Below are 17,996 nucleotides of genomic sequence, written 5' to 3' on the forward strand. Positions count from 1 at the left end.
CGCCTTCGGCCGGGGTGGTGGCGGCGGTGGCGGGGGCGGCGCCGAGGGCACCAGCGGTGAGCGCGGCCACGCTGCCGGCGGTGAGCGCGGCGAGCAGTCGGTTCAGAGTGGTGGGGGTACGCATGCCCACAATAAGACGGGCACCGGGTGGCGCAGCCGGGACCCGCGCGGGTGCGACCCGGTTACCCCCGTCGGCGGCGATCGCAACCAACCCGCAGCCGCACGTCACCGTCCTCGAACTCCAGTACCCGGATCGCCGGCCGAACCCAAGGACGACCCGCGAGAAGGAGAAACGATGACCCTCACCCTCACCGCCGAACTGACCGAGCGCTGTGACCGCTGCGGCGCCGCCGGCAAGGTCCGCGCCTTCCTGCCCGCCGGCGGCGACCTCACCTTCTGCGGCCACCACGCCCACAGCCACACCGACACCATCCGCACCAGCGCCGACTGGGTCGTGATCGAAACGGGCTTCAGCTGGGGCGCCATCTGATCAATGCCGAACCCCTTGCCGACAGCGTCAGCGCCCTCTATGTTAATAGAAAATCACATATAGATTTACATCGAAACCTGCGCGCATCCCGACCGGGAAGTAGGTAAGCGAATGGAAAATCTCAGCAGACGGCGAGTACTGACGCTCGGCACCGCACTCGGCCTCGCGGGCGTGGCCGCCCCCTCCACGGCCTGGGCGTGGTCGTCCGCCGGGTCGATCGCCCGGACCGACACCGTGACCGACCCGTGGTTGGTCTGGGACGACGCCACCGACCCGCTCGTGGCCTCGCTCCTGGAGAACGGACAGATCTCGGGCGTGAACACCGCGTTCGAGTCCTGGGTCGACAACGGCGACGCGCTGCCCGCCGGGCTGCCCGCCAACCTCGTCACCTATCTCCAGCAGGTCAACCGGCTGCCGTCGTGGGCCGATCAGACCAAGCTGGCCGCCGCCGCCCAGTTCAACAAGCGGATGAGCCTGTACCTGTTCGTGCTGTACGGGCTGGGCAGCGGGATCATGAGCACGGTGATCCCGCGGGAGGCCCGCAACGTCTACTACTCCGAGGGCGGCGCGGTCATGAAGTCGCGCGCGGCCAAGACGTTCACGTACGGCTACGACCTCAGCGCGCCCGACGCGTTCCAGCCGACCGGCCACTTCGTGGTCACGTCCAACAAGACCCGCCTGACGCACGCCGCCGTGCGGCACCTGCTGCCGCAGTCGGCGCCGTGGCAGGCGGTCACCGACAACGCGATACCCATCAGCAACGGCGACATCCTCATCACGTTCCACAGCCTCGGCACCTACGTGCACGGCAAGCTTGCCTCCTGGGGCATCCGGATGTCGGCCCGGGAACAGGACGCGTTCCTGCACCAGTGGCAGGTCGCGCTGCATCTGCTCGGCGTCCGCGATGATTTCATCCCCGCGACCTGGGCCGCCGCCAAGCAGCAGTCGCAGTACGCGCTGACGCCGCTGCTCGCCCCGACCCCCGAGGGCATCAACCTGGCCAACATCCTGTTCGGGCTGACCTCGGAGATCGACCTCGGCGTCACCCGGGGATTCCTGCACGAGTTCGCCCGCTACGTGCTCAGCGATCGGATCGGCGACTGGCTCCGGCTGCCGCGCGACCTCGTGTCGCGCGCGCTGATCGAGATCGCCTGGCCGGCGTACGTCAGGTTCCGCGAGGGGCTGTCGCCGATCCTGCCCGACGGCTTCTCCATGATGGACCGGTTCGTGCGCGGCCTGGCGATGCTGTTCCTCAACAACGGAACCTCGCCCGACTACACCCCCATCACGATCCCCACGGGAAACCGGCCTGGCACCTAGGACATCAACAACGCGCCCGTCGCCAACGCGGTGACGGTGTCCCGATGGCCGGGCGTGTCCTGCCAGCGCAGGGCGCGTCCGGCCTCGACCACCACCCCGAACCCCGCGTGCACCAGCAGCCGCGCCTGGCGCGGGTCGAGATCGGGCCGGACCATCCGCAACTGCTGCTCCCACACCGCGATGTGCTCGCGCTGCGCCAGGATCAGCGGCCGCTGCAGGTCGGCCGGCAGGCCGGCGATCTCGGCCTCGGCGACGCTGTTGAGCGCGTTGTGCTCGAAGCTGTAGGCGACGTACGTCGCCGTCAACGCGAGCACGGCCTGCCGCGGGTCGGCCGCCTGCCGGAGGCTCCGCTCGGCGGCGTGCGCCAGGAGTCCCGCCGCCTGCAGGCACGCGGCCACCAGGATGTCGACCTTGCCGGGATAGTGGCGGTAGATCGCGGACGGGGCGAGGCCCACCGCCCGGGCGATCTGCCCGTTCGTCACGGTGGCGAAGCCGTCGCGGGCGAACATCGGGATGGCCGCCGCCAGAATCTCGGCGCGTCGGGTGCGGGGCACCGGCTGGGTGGGCAGTTCCACCCGGCGCGCGCTGCCCGCGGCCGCCGCCGGGTCGGTGGCGACGACGGACATCGCCGACGCCAGCAACAGCTCCTCGATCCGCCGTTGGGCGATCGAGGTGCGGTGCATCGTGACGGACCCGATCGCGCCGAGCGCCGCCACGGCCCGCAGGTGCTCGTCGGGCCGCGGGTACTCGCGCCGCACCATCTCGGTGACCCGCCCCACGACGTGCGCGAACTTGGCCCGTAGCCGCCGGCGGTCGGCGCGCTCGAGGTAGCGGGCCTCCCACCGGTACAGGCCGCCCGACGCGCGATGGGCCACCGTCGTGCGGGTGACGTCGGTGAGCACGTCGGTGAGCGTCGCGTCGGGCGGCGCCTCGTCGATCGTCGCGACGAGCCGGCCGGCCATGACGTCGGCGCACTCGGCGAACAGCGCGTACTTGTTCGGGAAGTGCCGGTACAGCGCCGCCGCGCTGATGCCCACGCCGGCGGCGATCTCCTCCATGGACGCCCCGTGGTAGCCCCGCTCGCTGAACACCTGGCCGGCCGCCTCGACGATGAGCTGCTTGCGGTTGTGCGGCCGGGTGGCGGCTGCCGGCCCTGTTGCCGGCCCTGTTGCCGGTCCGGCGGTCACGGAGTCATCCGGGCGAGCACGGCCATGCGTGCCAGTCAATCACAGCACCGTCGAGGCCAGGATCTCGATCAGTGCCGTGGTGGCGGGCGGGTCGGGCGGGTCGCCGTACGTGGCGGCGTAGATCCGGCGCGGGCTCTCGGTGAGCCGCGTGGCATGGACGCCCGGCGCCCGGTGCGCGCGCAACGCCAGCCCGTTCACGATCGCGACGCCCAGCCCGGCCGCCACCACCGCCTGCGCGATGACCGTGTCGTCGCAGGTAAACGCGATGCGTGGCGAGAAGCCGACCCGTTCGCACGCCGCGATCGTGGCGGCCCGGCAACGTTCGCAGCCGCCGACCCAGGCGGCGTCGCGGTGGTCCTCGAGACGTTGCCGGGGCTTGTCGCTGATCAGGTAGACGGGGTCGTCGAGCAGGTGGGTGAGGCGGAAGCCTTCGCTCTCGTCGGGCGGGGTGTCGTCGTTCCGGAAGATCAACGCGATGTCGACGTGTCCGGCCCGCAGCATGGTCAGCCCCACCTCCGGGTGGGCGTCGACGAGGTTCAGCTCGATGCCCGGGTAGGACAGGGCCAGCTCGGCCGCGGCCTTGGGGACCAGGGTGCTGAGGACCGTCTGGAAACCGGCGAGCCGCACCCGCCCGGCGCGCAGGCCCACCCGGGCCGACAGCTCGACCGACGCGGCGTTCAGCCGGCCCAGAATCTCCGTCGCCCGCTGCGCCAGCAGTTCCCCTTCGGGGGTGAGCCGGATCCCGCGGCCGACCCGTTGGATGAGCTTGGCTCCGGTGTCGGCCTCCAGCCGGCCGAGGTGGTGGCTGACCGACGGCTGCGAGTAGTGCAGCTCCTTCGCGGCCTCGGTCACCGATCCGTGGCGGGCCACCGCGTCGAGCACCTTGAGGTGGGTCAGGCTCAGCATGGATTAAGTTTATCTATGAGACGTGAGAAGAGTTGGCATTGGACGTCATGACTGCGGGGCGTCCATCATCGGTTCACGGCCACAACGGCCCGCAACCGAAGGAGATCCAGCCATGTCCCGCACCCGCGTCCACAACTTCGCCATCTCGCTCGACGGCTTCGGCACCGGCGAGGGCCAGACCCGCGACCTGCACTTCGGCCACGCCGGCGAACGGCTGCACGAGTGGATGTTCGCCACCCGGTGGTGGCACGGCGACGAGCCGGGCGGCAGCGGCGGCGTCGACGACGTCTTCACGCGGCAGTTCGACCCGGGGATCGGTGCCGAGATCATGGGCGCCGGGAAGTTCGGTCACCCCGGCTGGCACGAGGACCCGGAGTGGACGGGCGCGTGGGGCCCCAACCCGCCGTTCCACACGCCGACGTTCATCCTCACCCATCACCCGCGCCCGTCCGTCGAGATGGAGGGCGGCACGACGTATCACTTCCTCGACGCGTCACCGGCCGAGGCGCTGGAGACCGCGCGCAAGGCCGCCAACGGCAAGGACGTGCGCATCGGCGGCGGCCCCACCGTGGTCCGTGACTTCGTCGCCGCCGGACTCGTCGACTACATGCACGTCGTGGTGGTCCCGATCCTGCTCGGCCGCGGCGTGCGGCTCTGGGACGGGTTGGAGGGCATCGAGGCCGACTACCGGGTCGAGTCCACCTCCTCGCCCAGCGGCGTCACGCACGTGACGTTCACCCGGTAAACGCGATGCTCGAGTTCGACGAGGGCGCGTCCCGGCAGGTCGAGGAGCTCTACCTCACCGACGACGTGGTCGGGCAGCGCCGGGGGGTCATGCGGCTGCTCGCGTTGACGGCGGGCGAGGCGGTGCTGGACATCGGGAGCGGACCGGGCCTGCTGGTCACCGACATGGCGCGGGCCGTCGGCCCGACCGGCCGGGTCTGCGGCATCGACGTCAGCGACAGCATGCTCGCCCTCGCCCGCGACCGCACGGTGCCGCCCGGCGGCGCGCCGGTGGAGTACCGCCACGGCGGCACCGACGCGGTGCCGTACCCGGACGGGTCGTTCAACGTGGTGGTCTCCACGCAGGTGCTGGAGTACGTCGCCGACATCCCGGCGGCGCTGGCGGAGGTGGCGCGGGTGCTCCGGCCCGGTGGGCGGCTGCTGATCCTGGACACCGACTGGGACTCGATCGTGTGGCACAGCACCGATCCCGACCGGATGCGCCGGATCCTGCTGACGTGGGAACAGCATCTCGCCGACCCGTTCCTGCCCCGCACCCTGGGCCGGGAACTGCGGCGGGCCGGGTTCGACGTCGCGTCGACGCGGGTGTTGCCGCTGCTCAACGCCGGCTATGAGAAAGCCACCTACAGCGGCGGGCTGATCCCGATCATCGCGCGGTTCGTCGCCGGCCGCGACGGGTGGACCACCGACGACGTCGACGCATGGATCGAGGATCTTCGCTCGCTCGACGCCGACTACTTCTTCAGTCTCAACCGCTACGTTTTCCTCGCCGACGGTCCGGGTATCGGTGATCGTTGACGTCTTCATTACGGGGGAAACGATGAAGATCCTGCAGGTGTCCATTCCCCGCAGCGGTTCCAACGCCGTCGCGCGGATGATGGAGCAGAGCCCGTCGGTCGCCGCGGTGTTGCGGGGACGGGCGATGGAGCGCGGTGGAGCCGGTTTCGGATCGGCGATCGCGCAACTGCAGGCCCAGCGTCCCGACCGGTTGCCCTACGTCAAGGAACTGGCGGCGTACCTGGGCGACGAACAGATCGAGCTGTTCGACCGCGACGACCGGTTCCTCGTCGTGGTGCGCGATCCGGCCCAGCAGGTCGCGTCCACCGTGCTGGGTGTGCTGCGCAATCCCGGCCCGATGCGCCAGCATCTGGCCGGGCTGCGCGGCCGCGAGGTGTCCGAGGCCGAGCTGACCGCGTACCTCGACGCGCGGGCGCGGCCCCGCTTCGCCGGCTGGGCGGAGCTGATCCGTCACGTCAAGCGAACCCACGACTTCGCACCGGTCGGGCCGACGCTGTCGGAACTGTTCGGCGCGCAGCCCGACCGCGCGGCCTGTGAGGACGGGTTGGAGTGGTTCGACCGGTCCCTCTTCCAGGTCGGCACGCGGTCCTGGAGCCGGGCGGTGGAACTGCTCGCCCGGCTGTGCGACCTCGGCGCCGAGCGGGTCGCCGTCGTCGACTTCACGGTCCTGCAGACCCGGCCCGAACTGGCCGCTGAGATCTGCGACCGGCTCGACATCCGGTTCCACCCGCGGATGACCGACGGACCGTGGGAACCGGCCAGCCGGTGGTTCACCTCCGGCCTCGAACTCTCCGACGGCGACCTGTGGGTGGGAAAGGCGGCGCGCAGCCGGGCGCTGGAGCGCCCGTTGTCGATCCCGTACGACCCGCTCGCCCTCGGGCCGCCCGCCGGCGAGGCGTTCCGGTCGGGGCTGGCCGACTACCTGCGCGTGCTCGCGGATCCGGCGCTGGTGTGGCCCCGCACCGCGGCCGACGTCGAGGAGGTGCTCGGCTCCCCCGCCTGGCGGCGCGAGGGTGACGGCTACGCACCCGACGACCGCTACCCGACGTTCGCCACGAAGCACCCGGTGTCGGCCTGGTGCCTGGCCGCCGCCGTGCCGGGCGCGTCCACCCACGCGGTCGAGGCGGCCAACCCGCACCTGGCCGGGTTCTTCGGTCTGGCGCGCGCCACCGCCGAACCGATCACCACGGTGTCGTGCTGACGGCCCGGGTCCACAACGCTCTCGTCCGCCGGATCCGTTGCCGGACCCGGTTCGCGGCGCGGCTCGACCCGCGCCTCGGCGACCTGCTGCGCGCCGACCCGGCCGCGGTCGCGGTGCTCGCGGGTCTGTCCGGCGACGCCGTGATCGAGGCACCCGACCGGTCCGTGGCCGCCGACCTCCTGGTGCTGCTCGACCATCTCAATCTCCATGCGGGAACGCGGTTGTCGGTCGTTCCGGTGGGCCCGTCGCGGTACCGGGTGCACGGCTCCGGAATCGAGGCCGACAACCGTGCCGTGCCGCGGCCTCCAGCCGAATACCTGCCGTGGCCGGGCCGCATCGAGCGGATCGCCGTCATCACCCGCGACCGGCCCGAGACGCTCGCCGCCGGGCTCGACGCGTACGCCGACAACCTCGCCAGGTTCGGCCGCGGATACGTCGGGATCGTCGTCTACGACGACAGCGGTGCCGGCGCGCGGCACGCGGTCCGGGACCTGGTCGAGGGGCGCGGGCTGCGGTACGTCGGCCCCGACGAGAAGCACGCGCTGCGCACGGAGATCGAGGCCGGCCTGCCCGGCCCGGCACCGGAACGCGCCGAGGCGCTCGACGCGCTCCTCGGCCGCCGCGAGGTCGACGGCACGTGGACGGGATCCGCGGCCGCGCAACGCAACTGGGCGATCCTGTCGGCCGCCGGGTCGCGGGTGCTGGTCTGCGACGACGACGTGCGGCCGGCCGTCCTCGACGCCCCGCTCGACGCGTTGCGCGCCGCCGCCGGGCGGGCCGTGGCAACCGGTTCGGCCGGGGTGCCCGGCGACCTGCTGGAGCACCACCTCCGCACGTCCGAGGTGGAGGCCTGGCCGACCGACCTGCTCGGCCAGTTGGAGGACACCGACGCGCGGCTGGTGTCGGCCGCGTACACGGGTCATCCCGACCGTCGCACGGCCCTGTGGCTGGAGCGGTTCTTCGAGCCGTCCGACGAGAGCGTCGACGTGCTGGGTACCGGGATCCCGCCGCACCGGGTCCGGCGCGGCGCCCCCGCCGCCACCGCCCGCAAGTTCCGCGGTGCCGCGTTCGCGAGCAGCGGCAGCCTCGACGGGCTGGAGTTCGCCGTCCGGCGCGGCCGCAACGAGGACTTCAGCCTGGCGCTCAGCGCGCGGATCACGTCGCGGGGCCGGCGCGAACCGACGGAGGCGGCCGGCGCGCACATCCTGCACCTGCGCGGCCCCCGGGCCACGAGCACGTTCACCGCGCACCGCGAGGAGCGCGAGGGCAACGCCGTCAACGCGATCGTGCGCAGGATCGCGGACGCTCACGCGGTCACCGATCGGGGTTCCTTCGACGCCGTGGCCTTCCGGGTGTTCGGCCTCGCGCACCTGGACGCCGAACTCGATCGGGAGTTCGCGACCGCCGACCTCGGGTCCGAACTGTTCGACGAGGGCCTGTCCTACCGCGACCGCGCCGGGAAACCCGACGGCCGGTGGCTCGACGACCCGGCGACGGCGCGTGCCGACCTGCTCCGCGAGGGCGTCGCCCGGCTGCGCGACGGCCTGGTGCCGGCCGACGCGGTCCTCATGGAGTGTGCCCAGGTGCTCGTGCCGCAGGGCTTCCTGACGACGCTCCGCCCGCCGGCCATGCGGCGCGCGTTGGCCCGACTGTCCGATGTGGAGCGTGCGGAGGCGGTGCGGTGCCTCGCCGACGAGGCCCGGTACCTCACGTCGACGCGCGGGCCCCAGCAGCCCGGCCCGCAGCAGCCCGGCCCGCAGCCGGAGCGCGTCGCCCGCAAGGCGGAGCAGGCCCGGGAGCTCGCCGACCACATCGAACGGGAACTGGGTCTGCGCCACCACCGGTCGGAACCGGAGGCGCGCGAGGCGTTCCGGGCCGACGTGCGGCGCCGGGTCCGGGCGGAGGTCCGGTTGTACCTCACCGCGATCCCTTACGTGGCAACGGTCCGCGCCGAACTCACCCGGGTGGCCCGATGACGCTCACCGACCAGGAGATCGAGGCCGCGCGGCGGGCGACCTTCGATCTCGGCCCCGGCTATCCGCAGATCGCGCTCCCGGGCTACCTGCGCTCGGCCTACCTGGAGGAGCGGATCGTCGAGGATGTCGCGTTGGCGAACCCGCCGGCCTGGGACACCACCTGGCAGGCCGCCGTCGACACCGGTCTCGAGGAGGCGGTCCGGTCGATGCTGAGGTTGCCGGCGGGATCGTACGACTCGGTGTCCCCCGCCCTCAGCGGCAGCGTCGCGCTCGACCGGGCGCTCGTCGCGGCGCTGGCGATGAGCGGCGACGACGGCCACCGGTCGACGATCAACGTCGTCACGACCACGCCGTCGATCGACATCATGCCGTTGTTCCTCGGCGAGCGGAGCCAGGTCGTCACCCGGTACGCGCACAGCCGCGACGGTGACCCCGCCACGCTCGACCGCGACGCCGTGCTGCGCCGGATCGCCGACGTCCGCGCGTCGACGAACACCGGGCTCGTCGTGCTGCTCACCTCGCCGGAGAACCCGACCGGTGCGGTGTGGCGGCCCGAGGACCTCAAGGCGATCGGTGACGCGTGTTTCGAGGCCGGCGGAGTCCTCGTCGTCGACCACACGTTCCTCACCGCGGGTGTGCACGGCCGCGCCGACGTCGAGTGCACGTGGCAGGCGTTCGGGGCGGGCGAGGACTGGATCGCGATCTGGGACACCGGCAAGACGTTCGGACTCAACGGGGACAAGCTCGGTTTCCTCGTGTCGGGGTCAACCCGCACGACGGACGCGGTCCGCCGGTCGTTGAGCGTGATGCAGTACGACGTGTCCCGCCGCCAGAAGGTGCTCTTCGCCGAGCTGTTCCGCCGGGCGGCACGGATGGACTACGTCGGGCACCTCACGTCCGTCTGCTGCCGGAACCTGGCCGTGGCCGCGGACATGGTCACCGCGAGGTCCGGTCTCCGGATACGCCGCCCCGCGGCCGGGTCGCTGCTCCTGCTCGAACTCCCGCCCGGCGCCGACGACGAGCGCACCCGGTGCCGGCTGCTGCGGGCGGGCATCGGCGTGGTCGCCGGCTCGGTGTTCTTCCACGCCGGCCCGCGCCCGCGCAACCTGCTCCGCGTCGCACTCGCCCGCGATCCGGACTACTTCGCCGACGGTTTCTCCCGGCTGATCGAGCACGTGACGGAGGGATGACGATGTCCGAGGTGAGCGTGATCATTCCGCTGTACGGCGAGCACGTCGGCACCTTCCGGCTGCCGGTCACCGTCGGGGCCTGGCTCGACCAGCGGGTACCGGTGACCGTGGTGATCGCGACCGCCGGCGCGCTGCCCCTCGGCGACGACGTCACGGCACGGGCCGGCGTTCGGGTGGTCGTGGCACCGCCCACCGAGACCGCGCCCGGTCTGCTGCGCAACATCGGGGCGGCACAGGTGTCGACGCCGTGGGTGTATCTCGCGGACGCCGACGTGGCGCCGCTGGGCACCGACTTCCTCGCCCGCGCGCTCGACGTCGCGGGTGACGGCGCGTTCGTCCAGCCGGCGATGCTGCGGATGACGAAGGCTCCGCCGGAGCACCCGGTGTCCCGGTGGCGGCTGGTCGAGGACCCGGACCGCTTCTCCTACGTCACCGCCGACCCGGCCGGGACGCTGCGCCGGCTGCCCGGCGAGCGGATCGTGTGGGAGGACGGCGCACCGATGGTGTATCCGCCGCCCGGCCAGGGCCACCCCGACGACGCCCGCGAGGTCGACCTGCGGCCCATGTTCCACTGGGGATCCGTGCTGCTGCGTCGCGCCCGGTTCGACGAGCTCGGCGGATACTGCACCGCGTACCGCGGCTGGGGCTGCGAGGACGACGACTTCCTCGTCAAGCTGACCGGCACCACACCGGTGCGGCACGGCTGGCGCGAGGCACCGTCGCTGCGGCTCGTGCACTTCGAACACCCGCGCCCGTACGGCGGCGAACCCCTCCGGGCCAATCGCGACCGGCTGACGGAACGGAAGCGGGCCGGCGTGGCCGCGATGGTCGAGGCCGACCGCGCCGCCCTGCTGTCCCGCCGTTAGCGGTAGCCGGCGGCCTGCAGCCGGTACAACTCGGCGTACCGGCCGCCCCGGGCGATGAGGTCGTCGTGGCTGCCCGCCTCGGCGACCCGCCCGTCGGCCAGCACGACGATGAGGTCGGCCATGCGGACCGTGGAGAACCGGTGCGACACCAGCAGTGTGATGCCACCGGTGCGGTCGGCGACCCGCGCGGCGTTCGCGGCGTAGCCCCGGAACAGCTCGAACTCGGCCTCCGCGTCGAGGGCCGCGGTGGGTTCGTCGAGCACGAGCAGGAGCGGTGCGGCGCGCATCATGCCCCGGCCGAGCGCCAGCTTCTGCCACTGGCCGCCGGACAGCTGCCGGCCGTCCGGGAGCGATACGCCGAGCGTCGTGTCCAGCCCGTCGCCGAGCTGGTCCACCACGTCGTGCGTCCCGGCGCGGTGCAGCGCCGCGGTCACCGCGTCGGTCGAGTCGACCAGCGGCAGGTCGCCGAGGCCGACCACCGTGCGGGCGACGAACTCCGGGCGCAGGAAGTCCTGGAAGGCCGCGGCGGACCGGGACCGCCAGTCCGCCAACGGGAACCGGGCGATGTCGACGCCGTCGAGCTCCACCCGCCCCCGGGTGGGTTCGTAGAAGCGGCACAGCAGCTTCACGAGCGTCGTCTTTCCGGCGCCGTTCTCACCCACCAGCGCGACCGTCGCGCCGGCCGGCAGGAACAGGTCCACACCGTCCACTGTGGACCGATCGGTCCACGGGTACCCGAACGACACGTCGCGCAGCCGGATGCCGTGCCGGATCCGGTCCGGTACCGCCGCGTCGGGCGCCGGCGGCTCCTGCCGGGCGTACACCGCCCGCATCCACCGGAAGTCGGCCAGCGTCCGGGCCACCCGTTGCAGTTCCCGCAGCAGCGACACCGCGACGGCCACCTGCTGGTTCACCTGCGCGGCCAGCGCGATGACGAGCACCGCGTCACCGACGCTGTGCCGCCCGGCCGCCGCGTCACGCACCACGAGCAGTGTCGCCGCGCCGAACCCGACGGCGAACACCACCTGTCCGGCCACCCGCAGCGCCGCGGCGTGCACCTCGGCCGACCACAGGATGCCGGTGGCGCTCCGCCACAGCGCGGCGTGCCGGTCGCGGATCTCCGCGCTGAGGTCGCCGACGCGCAGTTCCTTGCCGGCCTCGGGATCGATGGCCAGGTCGAACAGGTGCTGCGCCCGCCGGCCCGACTGCGCCGCGGCCTCGCGGGCCCGGGCGAGCCGGGCCTCCGCGGTGCGGCCCAGCAGCAGCGGCGGCACGGCGGCCAGCGGGAGCAGCAGCAGCCACGGGTCGAGCCGGGCCAGCAGCACCGCCGTGATCGCGACGGCCACGGCGGTACCGAACGCCGACAGCAGCGCCTCCATGCTGCTCGACCCGGTGCGCCGCAGTTCCTGCCGCAGCACCTGCATCCGGTCGGCGTACTCGGGTCGCTCCTGGTGCGCGAGGCCGGCCGCGCCGGTCACCAGTTCGATGAGTTCGCGGTCCTTGGCGAGCAGGTTCTCCTCGCCGAGTTCGAAGTAGGCGACGTGGGCGAAGTGGCCGAGGGTCAGCGCGGCCATGGCGAGCACGGCGGCGACAGCGGCGGCCCGTGCGGCGGCGGCCGCATCGCGCGCGACGGCCGCGTCGGTGAGCGCGCCGAGCGCGGGCGCGGCCAGCGGCAGGGCGGCCGCCTCGGCGGTCTTGAGCAGCACCGCCAGCACCAGTTTCGCGGGGTGCTGCCGCCACGACATCCGCAGCAGTTCCCAGCATCCGCGAACGGTCTCAGTCATGCGCGAACCTCTCCGCCTGCAACTCGAACAGGTCGGCGTAGCGGCCGCCGGCGGCGACCAGTTCGTCGTGGCCGCCCTGCTCGGCGACCCGTCCCCGGTCGAGCACCACGATGCGGTCGGCGTGCCGGATGCTGGAGAACCGGTGCGAGATCAGCAGGACCGTCGCGCCCTTGGTGAGCTCGGTGAACTGCGTGAAGAACTCGGCCTCCGCGCGGACGTCCAGCGCCGCGGTGGGTTCGTCCATGACGAGGATGCGCGCGCCGGCGTCGAGACCGTAGAGACAGCGGGCGATGGCCACCCGCTGCCACTGCCCGCCGGAGAGGTCGGTGCCGTTCGGGTAGGCGCGGTGCAGCGGCGTGTCGAGGCCCTCGGGCAGCCGCTCGAACTCGCCGAGCAGGCCGACGCGGTCGAGCACGCGGCGCACGCTGTCGGGGTCGCGGGGGGCGTGCACGGCGCCGAAGGCCACGTTGTCGGCCACCGAGAGCTCGTACCGGATGAAATCCTGGAAGACGACGCTGAGCTGGCGGCGCCACTGCGGCACCGGAATCGCGCGGATGTCGGTGCCGCCGAACCGGACCGTGCCCGCGGTCGGTTCGTGCAACCGGGCCAGCAGCTTGACGAGCGTGGTCTTCCCGGCACCGTTGACGCCGACCACGGCCGTGCAGGCGCCGGCCGGCAGTTCGAGGTCCAACCGGTCGAGCACGTCGCTCTTCCGGCCCGGGTACCGGAACCCGACACCCTCGAAGCGGACGGTCGCGCTGCTACCGGAGCCGGCCGGAACCGGTTGCGGTTCAACGGTTTTCGCGGCCGGCTCGGCGTCCGACAGCTTTTCGAACCGCCGCAGCGCCTCCGCCGCGAGCATTCCGAACTGGGTCGGGCCGTCGCACTCCGGGTAGTACGCGGCCAGCATCAGCGCGGCAACCGTCGCCTGCAGCCCGAGCGCCAGTTCCGTCAGCGAGATGTCGCCGCCGGCGCCGCGGTGCGCGATGAGCAGGAACACCACCACCGCGACCGCGAGACCCACCAGCGTGGCGGCCAGGTACGGCAACACGTAGACCTTGCGCCGGGCCAGCCAGATCGGCGCGAGCCAGGTGCGGTACGCGCGCTCGTACCGGTCGGCGATCCATCCGGTGAGCCCGAAGACGCGCACCTCCTTGGCCGCGGCGTCGGACATCGCGAGGTCGCGCAGGTACCCGCCGCGCCGGACGAGGCCGGTGACGTCGGCCCACACCTGGGAGTACCGGCGCAGGCCGGCCCGGTTGGCGTGGCGCAGCAGCATGGTGGCGGCGCCGAGCGCGGCCGCGGCGGGCCACCCGGCCACGACGCCGACCACGACGCAGAGGCCGAGCAGCCGGACGTACCGGCCGAGCAACGCGACGAGACCCGCGCACGCCATGCCCGGGGTCTCCCAGTTGCCGGTCAACCGGCGGCTCGCGTCACCCAGCGCGTCGAGGGCGTCCGGGTCCTCCATGGCGCCGAGATCGGTGCGGCGCAGGGCCGCCGCCATGATGCGGCCGTGCACCCATCCGTCGACCCGTCTTTTCATCAGTTCGCCGAGCGCGACCTGGACCGGCGCGAGTGCCTGTTGCCCGACGAAGGCCGCGCCCGCGAGAAGGAACGGTGCGAGGAACGCGTTCCAGGCGGGCGTTCCCGCCCCGGCCGAGGCTCCGGCCGAGACGATGGCCGGAATCCGCCCCACCAACCAACTGGTGGCCACGACGAACACCACGGGCAGCAGGCCCAGCAACAGATTGACGACCACCAATGCGGCGACCAGGCCGCCGCCGGCCACCCGCACCTGACGCGCGATGGCGAGACGCGGCCGCACCGCCTGGCCCCACCACCCGTGTTCCACTCTTTTCGAGCCTAGGTGCGCGCACCCGGGCCCGCCACTCGAGCCGTCGTTAGACTCGTCGGTCATGAATGTGTCGGCGGCGGTGATGACCCATCCCACGCGGTTACGCGCGGCGCGGCGGCTGTGCGTGGCGCTGTCGCCGATCGAGGCGCGGCCGGCCGTCGACCCGGAGCCGGACGCGAAACCCGGTGCGATGCGCAGCGCCCGGCTCGCCTGGGCCGCGGCCGAGCCGCACGCCACCCATCACCTGGTGGTGCAGGACGACGTCGAACCCGCCGCGGGTTTCGCCGCGGCCGTCGCCGCCGGCGTGGCACAGCACCCCGACGCCGCGCTCAGCTTCTTCGCCGAGTGGGGCTCGCGCACGGCCGCGCTCGTGCGCCTGGCGGCGATGGCCGGCGCGTCGTGGGTCCCGATGATCAATCCCTACGTGCCCACGCAGGCGCTCGTGCTGCCGGCGCCGCTGGCGTCCGATCTGGCCGCGTTCCTCCGCGCGGAGACCGCCGACGACGAGCCCGACGACGAGGCGATCCTGCGGTTCCTGGAACGCCGCGGCACCCGCATGCTCGTGTCGGTGCCGAACGTCGTCGAGCACCTGGACCTGCCGAGCCTGACCGGGAACGAGGACCACGGCGTGCGGCGCGCCGCGTGTCTCCTCGACGGGTCGGCACTCGGATCCCGCGTCCTCGACCCGCCCCCGCTGCTGCCGTTCCTCGCCTGGGTCGACGCCACGGCGACCACGGTCAACACCACGACCTTCGCCCGTTTCCCCACCCTCGACGTGCTGACCGCCCGCGGTCTCGACGCCGACCGGATCGTCGCCGCGTGCGAACCCGTGTTTGCCGGACTGTCCGATCCGGCCGTCCTGCGGGCCGACATCGGTACGGGGTACCTGACCGAACTGTGGGTCACGGCGGTCGCGACCGGCGTTCTCGGCCCGGCGTCCGACCTCGACACCCCGATCGTCCGCGCCGCCCTCCGGACGATGGCGCCGGGCGCACTACGCACCCACGTCGACTTCGGTGCGCTGGACCGCCACGCCGACGACCTGGCCGCACTGGTGACGGCGGGAGTGCGGTACGGCCACGAGACCCGTTGACAGGCGTTCGTTCAGTCCTTGCGGCCGGTCAGCGCGACGGTGACGCCCAGGCCGATCATCGCGAGCCCGCCCGTGCCGCCGACCGCGGCCAACCGGCGCGGTGAGCGGGCGAACCAGTTCCGCGCGCCCGCCGCGGTCAGCCCCCACAGCCCGTCGCACACGAGTGCCATGAGCGTGAAGCAGAGGCCGAGCAGCAGCATCTGAACGGTGACGTGTCCGGCCGAGCGGTCGACGAACTGCGGCAGCACCGCCGCGTAGAAGACGAACGACTTGGGGTTCGACACGCCGACGATCAGCCCCTGCCACAGCGTGCGCCAGGTTCCCTGCACGGGCTCCGCGTCGGGGACCGGCGAGAGCGCGGTGCGGCGGTGCCGGAACGCCTGCACGCCGAGGTAGACCAGGTACGCCGCGCCGAGCAGCTTCAGGACCGTGAACGCGACCAGCGACCGCTCGACGACGGACCCGACGCCCAGCGCCACCAACGCCAACGCGAGATAGGCACCCGCCGTGTTTCCCGCCACCGTGATCAGCGCGATCCGCCGCCCGTACGACAACGCACGGCCGATCACGAACAGGACGCTGGGACCCGGAATCACGATGATCACGAATGCCATCGCCACGAACGCCGCCAGCCGCTCCACGTCCACCATCTCTGCCCCCGCCCCGGTTACCCACGCCAACATAGCCCGGTTGATCGAAAGCGGGGAAGATGGTCACCGTGCGTGCGATGCTGGCGGCGATCCGCTGCGACAAGGGAGACGTCGACGGGAACCTGGCGACGCACCTGCGGCTGCTGCGCTCGGCCGCCGCGGCGGGCTGCGACCTCGCCGTGTTTCCCGAGATGTCGCTGACCGGGTCGGTCGATCCGGCGACCCGGCCGGAACGGCTCGTGACGCTGGACCATCCCGCGATCGGCGCGCTGGCGGACGCGTCCGGTAGAACCGGTGTGGGCGTGTGCTTCGGCATCGCGGAGCGCTCGCGCGAACCGCACATCACCCAGATCCTCGCGGCCGGCGGACGGGTGACGGGCGTGCAGCGCAAGCGGCACCTCGGGCCGGGCGAGGAGCCGTTCACGGCCGCCGACGCGGCGCAGGTCTTCGAGCATGCCGGCGTCCGGTTCGGCGTCGCGATCTGCTTCGAGGCCGGCTTCGACGCCCCGTTCGACGCGGCGCACGCCGGTGGTGCCCGGCTCGTTCTCTTCCCGGCGGCACCGGGTCTCTACGGACGTCGCACCGGGGAGGAGTCCTGGCGGGCGGGCTTCTCCTGGTGGCAGGAGAGCGCTCTGGGTGACGCGCGCCGCCACGCCCGGCGGCTGGGACTGTGGATCGCGCTGGCCGGCCAGGCCGGCTCGACCGAGGACGAGGACTTCCCCGGCCTGGCCGCGCTCGTGTCGCCCGGCGGCGACGTCACGGACCGTCTGCCCGACTGGCGGGAGGGCGTGCTGACCGTGGACATTCCGGTGTGACCGCGGACAGGATCGCGAACGTGAACGGCGTGCAGACGACGAGGACCGACATGAGGCTCATCGGCCAGAACAGCATCTCCCCGGGAAACAGCGTCGTGGTCAGGTGAACGGTGGCGGTCACCGCCAGCACGGCCGGCGTGCCGACGACGGCGAGGCCGCGCGCGGCGCCGGTGCGCCCGTGCCGGATCAGTGTGCGGTACCGGGCACTCAGCACCAGGACCATCAGCCACCAGCACGGCACCGTCGCCCAACCCCCGAAGTACGGGAGGACGGTGGGCGGCAGGATGCCGACGCCGAGGCACCCCAGCCCGAGCAGCGTCGGCACGAGGAACGCGGGCGCGGGCACGTCGAGCGAGTCGACCCAGCGCCGGGCGTTCTGCGTCGCGACGAAGGCGACGAACCCGATGGTCACCAGGCCGCCGGGGATGAAGGCGGCGAAGCTGACGTCGGGGCCGAGTCCGAACCTGCCCCGGGTGACGAGCCCGCCCACCGCGAGGGTGCCGAACGCCACGGTCGGCAGCAGGATCAGCAGCGCGACCCAGAACACGGCGGGAAACGTGACCAGCGCGAGCATCTGCCGCCGGTACGGCCGCAGCCGCCCGTACCGCACCGTGCCGACCCGTTCGAGCACGGCGTTCCACGCGACGTCGCCGAGATCGCGCCACGGCCGGGGCGAACCGTCGAGCAGGTCGGCGATCTCCACGCCGTACCGGTCGCGCACGTCCTCCGGGTACACGGCGAACGTGGCGCGGACGAGCCACGCGGGCGGCCTCATGACGTCGCCAGCCGGCGCAGCCCGGTCCGCGAGACCGCGCGCATCCGCTGCAACTCGGCCGCCAGCACCGTGCGACCGAGGTCGGTGAGCCGGTACGGCTTGCGGCGGCCCTCCTCAGCCAGGGCCTCGATGTACGCCTGCTCCTCGAGCCGCCGGATCGCCCCGTACAGGGTGCCCGGGCCGGGCCGCTCATCGGTCATCGCGGCGATGTCGTCCTGCATCGCGTAGCCGTGCTTCGGCCCCCCGGCCAGGGCGACCATGATGAGCAGCCCGGGTTCGGAGAACCGCCCCAGCTGGGAGAGTCCGGCCATCACGCCCCTCTACTACGTTTCGCGTAGCATCG

The 17,996-nt window shown here is 72.7% G+C and carries 17 protein-coding genes; 10 read left to right on the plus strand and 7 right to left on the minus strand.

The window, feature by feature from the left end; translation table 11 throughout:
- The first annotated feature begins 295 nt into the window (after positions 1-295).
- Together Vau01_RS58795 and Vau01_RS58800 are read left to right on the plus strand one after the other, a co-directional pair.
- Positions 296-490 (plus strand): DUF7455 domain-containing protein, encoded by a 195-nt coding sequence (locus Vau01_RS58795; protein WP_204012464.1) that lies wholly within the window; start codon positions 296-298, stop codon positions 488-490.
- 111 nt (positions 491-601) lie between these two features.
- Positions 602-1,810: an oxygenase MpaB family protein gene (locus Vau01_RS58800; RefSeq protein ID WP_204012466.1), complete on the plus strand. Its 1,209-nt coding sequence runs from the start codon at positions 602-604 to the stop codon at positions 1,808-1,810.
- On the opposite strand, the gene Vau01_RS58805 is transcribed toward Vau01_RS58800, so the two are convergent.
- Both Vau01_RS58805 and Vau01_RS58810 read right to left on the minus strand, forming a co-directional pair.
- Complete coding sequence (locus Vau01_RS58805) at positions 1,807-2,997, minus strand: TetR/AcrR family transcriptional regulator (RefSeq protein ID WP_239152970.1); 1,191 nt, start codon at positions 2,995-2,997, stop codon at positions 1,807-1,809. The two genes, Vau01_RS58800 and Vau01_RS58805, sit on opposite strands and share 4 nt — an antisense overlap.
- Positions 2,998-3,036: 39 nt before the next feature.
- Positions 3,037-3,903 (minus strand): LysR family transcriptional regulator, encoded by an 867-nt coding sequence (locus tag Vau01_RS58810; RefSeq protein WP_204012468.1) that lies wholly within the window; start codon positions 3,901-3,903, stop codon positions 3,037-3,039.
- 112 nt (positions 3,904-4,015) lie between these two features.
- On the opposite strand from Vau01_RS58810, the gene Vau01_RS58815 reads away from it, so the two are divergent.
- From Vau01_RS58815 to Vau01_RS58840, 6 genes are read left to right on the plus strand one after another with little or no spacing between them, the layout of a single operon-like run.
- Positions 4,016-4,648, plus strand: a complete 633-nt coding sequence (locus Vau01_RS58815) for a dihydrofolate reductase family protein (RefSeq protein WP_204012469.1) — start codon at positions 4,016-4,018, stop codon at positions 4,646-4,648.
- Between the two features lie 5 nt (positions 4,649-4,653).
- Complete coding sequence (locus Vau01_RS58820; protein ID WP_204012470.1) at positions 4,654-5,445, plus strand: methyltransferase domain-containing protein; 792 nt, start codon at positions 4,654-4,656, stop codon at positions 5,443-5,445.
- Positions 5,446-5,467: 22 nt separating this feature from the next.
- Positions 5,468-6,646: a hypothetical protein gene (locus tag Vau01_RS58825; RefSeq protein WP_204012472.1), complete on the plus strand. Its 1,179-nt coding sequence runs from the start codon at positions 5,468-5,470 to the stop codon at positions 6,644-6,646.
- Complete coding sequence (locus Vau01_RS58830; RefSeq protein WP_204012474.1) at positions 6,640-8,622, plus strand: hypothetical protein; 1,983 nt, start codon at positions 6,640-6,642, stop codon at positions 8,620-8,622. The genes Vau01_RS58825 and Vau01_RS58830 overlap by 7 nt, the downstream gene beginning before the upstream one ends.
- Positions 8,619-9,812: an aminotransferase class I/II-fold pyridoxal phosphate-dependent enzyme gene (locus Vau01_RS58835; protein WP_204012477.1), complete on the plus strand. Its 1,194-nt coding sequence runs from the start codon at positions 8,619-8,621 to the stop codon at positions 9,810-9,812. Before Vau01_RS58830 ends, Vau01_RS58835 begins: the two co-directional genes overlap by 4 nt.
- Before the next feature lie 2 nt (positions 9,813-9,814).
- The gene (locus Vau01_RS58840) at positions 9,815-10,678 is read left to right on the plus strand and encodes a galactosyltransferase-related protein (RefSeq protein WP_204012480.1); all 864 of its coding nucleotides are present in this window, start codon (positions 9,815-9,817) and stop codon (positions 10,676-10,678) included.
- On the opposite strand, the gene Vau01_RS58845 is transcribed toward Vau01_RS58840, so the two are convergent.
- Positions 10,675-12,462 carry an ABC transporter ATP-binding protein gene (locus Vau01_RS58845; RefSeq protein ID WP_204012482.1) on the minus strand — a complete coding sequence of 596 codons (1,788 nt, stop codon included), beginning with the start codon at positions 12,460-12,462 and terminating at the stop codon, positions 10,675-10,677. The genes Vau01_RS58840 and Vau01_RS58845 overlap by 4 nt on opposite strands.
- Positions 12,455-14,317, minus strand: coding sequence for an ABC transporter ATP-binding protein (locus tag Vau01_RS58850; protein ID WP_239152971.1), 1,863 nt, complete (start codon positions 14,315-14,317; stop codon positions 12,455-12,457). The genes Vau01_RS58845 and Vau01_RS58850 overlap by 8 nt, the downstream gene beginning before the upstream one ends.
- Positions 14,318-14,381: 64 nt before the next feature.
- On the opposite strand from Vau01_RS58850, the gene Vau01_RS58855 reads away from it, so the two are divergent.
- Positions 14,382-15,413: a hypothetical protein gene (locus Vau01_RS58855; RefSeq protein ID WP_204012487.1), complete on the plus strand. Its 1,032-nt coding sequence runs from the start codon at positions 14,382-14,384 to the stop codon at positions 15,411-15,413.
- Between the two features lie 11 nt (positions 15,414-15,424).
- On the opposite strand, the gene Vau01_RS58860 is transcribed toward Vau01_RS58855, so the two are convergent.
- Positions 15,425-16,063, minus strand: a complete 639-nt coding sequence (locus Vau01_RS58860; protein WP_204012489.1) for a LysE family translocator — start codon at positions 16,061-16,063, stop codon at positions 15,425-15,427.
- 77 nt (positions 16,064-16,140) lie between these two features.
- Here Vau01_RS58860 and Vau01_RS58865 point away from each other — a divergent pair, with 77 nt between their 5' ends.
- The gene (locus Vau01_RS58865) at positions 16,141-16,878 is read left to right on the plus strand and encodes a carbon-nitrogen hydrolase family protein (RefSeq protein ID WP_239152978.1); all 738 of its coding nucleotides are present in this window, start codon (positions 16,141-16,143) and stop codon (positions 16,876-16,878) included.
- On the opposite strand, the gene Vau01_RS58870 is transcribed toward Vau01_RS58865, so the two are convergent.
- Together Vau01_RS58870 and Vau01_RS58875 are read right to left on the minus strand one after the other, a co-directional pair.
- Positions 16,820-17,653, minus strand: a complete 834-nt coding sequence (locus Vau01_RS58870) for a hypothetical protein (RefSeq protein ID WP_204012493.1) — start codon at positions 17,651-17,653, stop codon at positions 16,820-16,822. The genes Vau01_RS58865 and Vau01_RS58870 overlap by 59 nt on opposite strands.
- Positions 17,650-17,964: a PadR family transcriptional regulator gene (locus Vau01_RS58875; protein ID WP_204012495.1), complete on the minus strand. Its 315-nt coding sequence runs from the start codon at positions 17,962-17,964 to the stop codon at positions 17,650-17,652. Before Vau01_RS58875 ends, Vau01_RS58870 begins: the two co-directional genes overlap by 4 nt.
- Positions 17,965-17,996: the final 32 nt, after the last annotated feature.

It is taken from the genome of Virgisporangium aurantiacum (genome assembly GCF_016863635.1).
Classification (GTDB): domain Bacteria; phylum Actinomycetota; class Actinomycetes; order Mycobacteriales; family Micromonosporaceae; genus Virgisporangium; species Virgisporangium aurantiacum.

Coding starts and splice junctions, on each gene's coding strand:
- Vau01_RS58795 (WP_204012464.1), top strand. CDS start 296: ATGACCCTCACCCTCACCGCCGAACTGACCGAGCGCTGTGACCGCTGC.
- Vau01_RS58800 (WP_204012466.1), top strand. CDS start 602: ATGGAAAATCTCAGCAGACGGCGAGTACTGACGCTCGGCACCGCACTC.
- Vau01_RS58810 (WP_204012468.1), bottom strand. CDS start 3,903: ATGCTGAGCCTGACCCACCTCAAGGTGCTCGACGCGGTGGCCCGCCAC.
- Vau01_RS58815 (WP_204012469.1), top strand. CDS start 4,016: ATGTCCCGCACCCGCGTCCACAACTTCGCCATCTCGCTCGACGGCTTC.
- Vau01_RS58820 (WP_204012470.1), top strand. CDS start 4,654: ATGCTCGAGTTCGACGAGGGCGCGTCCCGGCAGGTCGAGGAGCTCTAC.
- Vau01_RS58825 (WP_204012472.1), top strand. CDS start 5,468: ATGAAGATCCTGCAGGTGTCCATTCCCCGCAGCGGTTCCAACGCCGTC.
- Vau01_RS58835 (WP_204012477.1), top strand. CDS start 8,619: ATGACGCTCACCGACCAGGAGATCGAGGCCGCGCGGCGGGCGACCTTC.
- Vau01_RS58840 (WP_204012480.1), top strand. CDS start 9,815: ATGTCCGAGGTGAGCGTGATCATTCCGCTGTACGGCGAGCACGTCGGC.
- Vau01_RS58845 (WP_204012482.1), bottom strand. CDS start 12,462: ATGACTGAGACCGTTCGCGGATGCTGGGAACTGCTGCGGATGTCGTGG.
- Vau01_RS58855 (WP_204012487.1), top strand. CDS start 14,382: ATGAATGTGTCGGCGGCGGTGATGACCCATCCCACGCGGTTACGCGCG.
- Vau01_RS58860 (WP_204012489.1), bottom strand. CDS start 16,063: ATGGTGGACGTGGAGCGGCTGGCGGCGTTCGTGGCGATGGCATTCGTG.
- Vau01_RS58865 (WP_239152978.1), top strand. CDS start 16,141: ATGCTGGCGGCGATCCGCTGCGACAAGGGAGACGTCGACGGGAACCTG.
- Vau01_RS58870 (WP_204012493.1), bottom strand. CDS start 17,653: ATGAGGCCGCCCGCGTGGCTCGTCCGCGCCACGTTCGCCGTGTACCCG.
- Vau01_RS58875 (WP_204012495.1), bottom strand. CDS start 17,964: ATGGCCGGACTCTCCCAGCTGGGGCGGTTCTCCGAACCCGGGCTGCTC.